Consider the following 4,457-nt stretch of genomic DNA (forward strand, 5'->3'; position numbering starts at 1 on the left):
TCACGGCGAGCACGGCGACCACCGTGCACGACAGGGTCGTCCGCCGCCAGGCGAGCCTGGTCCGCTCCGGCTGGAGACCGGGATCGCGGGACCCGTCCGCCACGCTCACCGTCCGGCCCGGCCGAAGACGACGAGGAGCACCATGGCGAGCGCCACCGCGGCCACCGCGAGGCTGAGGACCGCGGGGAACCGGGAGGACGGCAGGTCTTCGCCGCGTCGCATCGCCCGCTCGCAGCGCACCCAGTGGTTGACCGCCCGCAGGGAGCACAGCACGCCGGCGGCGAGCAGCGCGAGCGCCAGCCCGACCCGTACGCCCCAACGCAGGTCCGGCAGGAACTGGTCGACGGCGAAACCGCCACCGACCAGCGCGAGGGCGGTGCGGAGCCAGGCCAGGAAGGTCCGCTCGTTGGCGAGGGAGAAGCGGTAGTCGGGGGTCTCGCCCTCGTCCCGGATCTTCTGCGGCGCGAACCACAGGCGCAGGCTCTGCACGAAATCGCTCACCCGTGCACCCTAGCCGCCGATCGAGCGCCCCGCCCGCACGGAACCAGGGGCCCCGCCCGGTGGGCCGACCCCGCCGCGTCCTTCCGAACCCGGCCCCCGGAGGCTTCCGGCCCTCCCGGGGGAGCCGAGCCCGCTTCACGCACCGAGCGGGGGCATCATCGCGTGCGCGGCGAGGCCGTCCGGCACCCACTCCCAGGCGCCCTCCGCCCCGGGCAGCCGTTCCGCCAGCTCCGCCTCCGTCAGGAAGCCGTGCCAGGCAACCTCTTCCACTTGCGGCTGGACCGGCAGCTCGCAGCGGACCTCGTAGACCGCCGACCACCACTTCCCGGCCGTGCCCCCGGAGTCGTACAGGAACCGCAGGACCGGTTCGGGGCGGGGCAGTCCGGACACCCCGAGCTCCTCCTCGGCCTCCCGCAGCGCCGCCGCGTCGTAGGACTCGCCCGCGCCGACCACCCCGCCGACGAACATGTCGTACAGGGAGGGGAAGAGCAGTTTCGTCGGCGTCCTCCGGTGGACGAAGAGCCGACCCCGGGCGTCCCGCACCCGGACGAAGACGCACCGGTGGATCAGGCCCCGTGCGTACACCTCGCCGCGCGGGGCCCGACCGACCACCCGGTCGTCCTCGTCGACGACGTCGAGCAACTCATCAGCAGGGTTCATGTCTCCATGAGAACACCGGATTCACTGCCCCATGACGTACTTCACGGTCGGGCCGGCCGTCCAGCCGCCGTCCACGGCGAGTTCCGCACCCGTCACGTACGCAGCGGCGTCCGAGAGCAGGAAGACGACCGCGCCGGCGATCTCGTCGGCCTCGCCGACCCGGCCCATCGGCGTGTTCGGGTACTTGCCTTCGCCGCGCTCGATGCCGACGGCGGCGGTCATCGGGGTGTACGTCATGCCGGGGTGGACGGAGTTCACGCGGATCTTCGCCGTGCCGAGCTCCACCGCGCCGATCTTCGTCAGACCGCGCACGCCCCACTTCGACGCACCGTAACCGGCGGTGAGCGCCAGGCCCATCAGGCCCGCGGCCGAGGAGACGTTGACGATCGAGCCGCCGCCCGCCTCCTTCATCGCGGGGACCGCGGCCTTCATGCCGATGAAGACCCCGGTCAGGTTGACGTCGAGGACCTTGCGGAAGCGTGCGACCGACTCGCCCTCCAGGAAGGCGCCGGTGGAGATCCCGGCGTTGTTCACCAGTCCGTGCAGGCCGCCGAACTCCGCCACCGCGAAGGCGACGGCCGCCGCCCACTCCTCCTCGGAGGTCACGTCGTGGTGGAGGAAGCGCGCCCGTTCCCCGAGCGCGTCGGCGGTCGCCTCGCCCTCCTCGTCGAGGAGGTCGGTGACCAGGACGTTCGCTCCGGCTGCCACGGCTTGCCGGGCCGCCTCGGCGCCCAGGCCGCGGGCGCCGCCGGTGATGAGCACGGTCTTGCCGGTGAGGTCGTTCAAGGGGGTTCCCTTCGAGGTGTGCGGGGTTCGCGGGACGGGGGAGGCCCGCGAGGCCCTCCGGAGCGTGCGGCCCTCCGGTCCCCTCAAGAGGCCCGGGGGCGTGCGGCGCGGAGGAGCGCGGTGGTGGTTCCGACGAGGTCGGCGAGGAAGAGCCCTTCGTCGACGATCGGCTCGACGCCGTCGAGGTACTGCCGGGCCCGGTCCGCCATGGCCGCGCCCACCACGGTCAGCGCCAGGTCCAGTCGCTCCAGGAGGAGCGGTTCGGGGAGCCCGCCTTCGGCCAGGTGGTCGGCGATCCGTTCGATCAGGTGCCAGTACGCGGTGCCGGCGAGCGTGGGGTGGGGGGTGCGGGTGCGGATGCCGCTCTCGTGGCTGAGTTGCGCGGAGATCCGCAGACAGCGCCGCCCCCGGTCGGTGCGCAGTTCGCTGGCCTCGGCCGTGACCAGGGCGCCGACCAACTCCTCCAGCTCGCCGCCGGTGCGCGGGAGGAGGGGGGCGAGCACCTGCTCGGTGCGGGCCTGGCGGCCGGCCATCACCGCGTCGAGCAGTCCGGCGCGCGAGCCGAAGTGGTACTGCACCGCGGAGGGGTTGGCCTGTCCGGCCAGCGCCACGACGTCACGCAACTGGGCTCCGTCGACGCCGTGTGCGGCGAAGAGCTCCTCCGCCGCGCGGATCAGCTTCTCCCGGGTCTCGGGGCCTGACGTCCTTGCCATGCGTTCATATTAATGCCCAGCATTAAAAATCGGAAAGGGTGCGGACGGTTGACTCGATACATCCGTGTATCCAAGATGCGGTCCATGTCCTACGACGCTGACGTGATCGTGATCGGAGCGGGCCTGGCGGGTCTCGTCGCCACCGCCGAGCTGGTCGACGCCGGTCGCACCGTGATCCTTCTCGACCAGGAACCCGAGCAGTCCCTCGGCGGCCAGGCGCACTGGTCCTTCGGCGGTCTGTTCCTCGTCGACTCGCCCGAACAGCGCAGGATGCGGGTCAAGGACAGCCACGACCTGGCGCTCCAGGACTGGTTCGGCACCGCGGGGTTCGACCGCGAGGAGGACCACTGGCCGAGGAAGTGGGCCGAGGCGTACGTCGACTTCGCGGCGGGGGAGAAGCGCGCCTGGCTCCACTCGCGCGGAGTGCGCTTCTTCCCCGTCGTCGGTTGGGCCGAGCGCGGCGGCTACGACGCGAACGGCCACGGCAACTCCGTGCCCCGTTTCCACATCACCTGGGGGACCGGCCCCGGTCTCGTCGCCCCGTTCGAACGCAAGGTGCGCGAAGGGGCCGCCCGTGGCCTGGTGGACCTCCGCTTCCGCCACCGCGTCACGGCGCTCGGCCGTACGGCCGGAGCGGTCGACACGGTCTCGGGCGAAGTGCTGGAACCCTCCGACGCCGCCCGGGGCACCGCGTCGGGGCGCGAGGCCGTCGGCACCTTCGACCTGCGCGCCCAGGCCGTGATCGTCACCTCCGGGGGCATCGGCGGCAACCACGACCTCGTCCGCGCCCAGTGGCCCGCCCGGCTCGGCACCCCGCCCGCCACCATGCTCTCGGGGGTCCCGGCCCACGTCGACGGCCTGATGCTCGGCATCGCCGAGAAGGCGGGCGCCCACCACATCAACCGCGACCGGATGTGGCACTACACGGAGGGCATCGAGAACTGGAACCCCCTCTGGGCCCGGCACGGCATCCGCATCCTGCCCGGCCCGTCCTCCCTCTGGTTCGACGCCACCGGCAAGAGGCTCCCCGTACCGCTCTTCCCGGGATTCGACACCCTGGGCACCCTCGAACACATCATGCGCACCGGCCACGACCACACCTGGTTCGTCCTCGACCAGCGGATCATCGGCAAGGAGTTCGCCCTCTCCGGCTCCGAGCAGAACCCGGACCTCACCGGCAAGTCCGTCCGTGGCGTCCTCGGTCGTGCCCGAGCCGATGTGCCGGCCCCGGTGCGGGCCTTCATGGAACACGGCGTCGACTTCGTCGTCGAGGACGACCTCCCGGCCCTCGTCCGCGGCATGAACGCGCTCACCGGCGAACCGCTGATCGACGAGGCGGCCCTGCGCCGCGAGATCACCGCGCGCGACCGCGAGATCGCCAATCCCTTCAGCAAGGACCTCCAGGTCACCGCGATCCGCGGGGCCCGCAGGTACCTGGGCGACAAACTCATCCGCACTGCCTCCCCGCACCGCATCCTCGACCCCGGGGCCGGCCCGCTCATCGCGGTGCGCCTCAACATCCTGACCCGCAAGTCCCTCGGCGGCCTGGAGACCGACCTCGACTCCCGCGTCCTCACGGAGCGCGGCGAGCCCCTGGACGGCGTGTACGCGGCCGGAGAGGCGGCCGGCTTCGGCGGCGGCGGCGTCCACGGCTACCGCTCGCTGGAAGGCACCTTCCTCGGCGGCTGCATCTTCTCGGGCCGTGCGGCGGGCCGGGCCGCGGCCAAGGCGGTCGGCTGACCGAAAGGGGCCCCATCCGGGCTCCGAGCTGGGACGGAGCGGTCGCGGGCGGGATCG

The 4,457-nt window shown here is 72.5% G+C and carries 5 protein-coding genes and 1 pseudogene; 1 reads left to right on the forward strand and 5 read right to left on the reverse strand.

What is annotated here, in order from left to right; translation table 11 throughout:
- The 5 genes and pseudogenes from ACFW22_RS35630 to ACFW22_RS35650 all read right to left on the reverse strand — a co-directional run.
- Nucleotides 1-88 (reverse strand): annotated as a pseudogene (locus ACFW22_RS35630) (DUF202 domain-containing protein); the annotation flags it as partial.
- A gap of 17 nt (nt 89-105) precedes the next feature.
- Nucleotides 106-501, reverse strand: a complete 396-nt coding sequence (locus tag ACFW22_RS35635; RefSeq protein WP_386412908.1) for a YidH family protein — start codon at nt 499-501, stop codon at nt 106-108.
- Between the two features lie 135 nt (nt 502-636).
- Nucleotides 637-1,161 carry an NUDIX domain-containing protein gene (locus ACFW22_RS35640; protein ID WP_386412910.1) on the reverse strand — a complete coding sequence of 175 codons (525 nt, stop codon included), beginning with the start codon at nt 1,159-1,161 and terminating at the stop codon, nt 637-639.
- A gap of 21 nt (nt 1,162-1,182) precedes the next feature.
- Nucleotides 1,183-1,947, reverse strand: coding sequence for a glucose 1-dehydrogenase (locus ACFW22_RS35645; protein WP_386412912.1), 765 nt, complete (start codon nt 1,945-1,947; stop codon nt 1,183-1,185).
- Nucleotides 1,948-2,030: 83 nt separating this feature from the next.
- The gene (locus ACFW22_RS35650; protein WP_386412914.1) at nt 2,031-2,660 is read right to left on the reverse strand and encodes a TetR/AcrR family transcriptional regulator; all 630 of its coding nucleotides are present in this window, start codon (nt 2,658-2,660) and stop codon (nt 2,031-2,033) included.
- A gap of 84 nt (nt 2,661-2,744) precedes the next feature.
- Here ACFW22_RS35650 and ACFW22_RS35655 point away from each other — a divergent pair, with 84 nt between their 5' ends.
- Entirely contained in the window at nt 2,745-4,400 is a 1,656-nt protein-coding gene (locus ACFW22_RS35655; RefSeq protein ID WP_386412916.1) for an FAD-binding dehydrogenase, read from the forward strand.
- The last annotated feature ends 57 nt before the right edge of the window (nt 4,401-4,457 follow it).

Origin of the sequence: Streptomyces sp. NPDC058872, assembly GCF_042743065.1 — a bacterium.
In the GTDB taxonomy this organism is placed as follows: Bacteria; Actinomycetota; Actinomycetes; order Streptomycetales; family Streptomycetaceae; genus Streptomyces.

Excerpts from the sequence above, each read along its gene's own strand:
- ACFW22_RS35640 (WP_386412910.1), bottom strand. The coding sequence starts at position 1,161 with ATGAACCCTGCTGATGAGTTGCTCGACGTCGTCGACGAGGACGACCGG.
- ACFW22_RS35650 (WP_386412914.1), bottom strand. The coding sequence starts at position 2,660 with ATGGCAAGGACGTCAGGCCCCGAGACCCGGGAGAAGCTGATCCGCGCG.
- ACFW22_RS35655 (WP_386412916.1), top strand. The coding sequence starts at position 2,745 with ATGTCCTACGACGCTGACGTGATCGTGATCGGAGCGGGCCTGGCGGGT.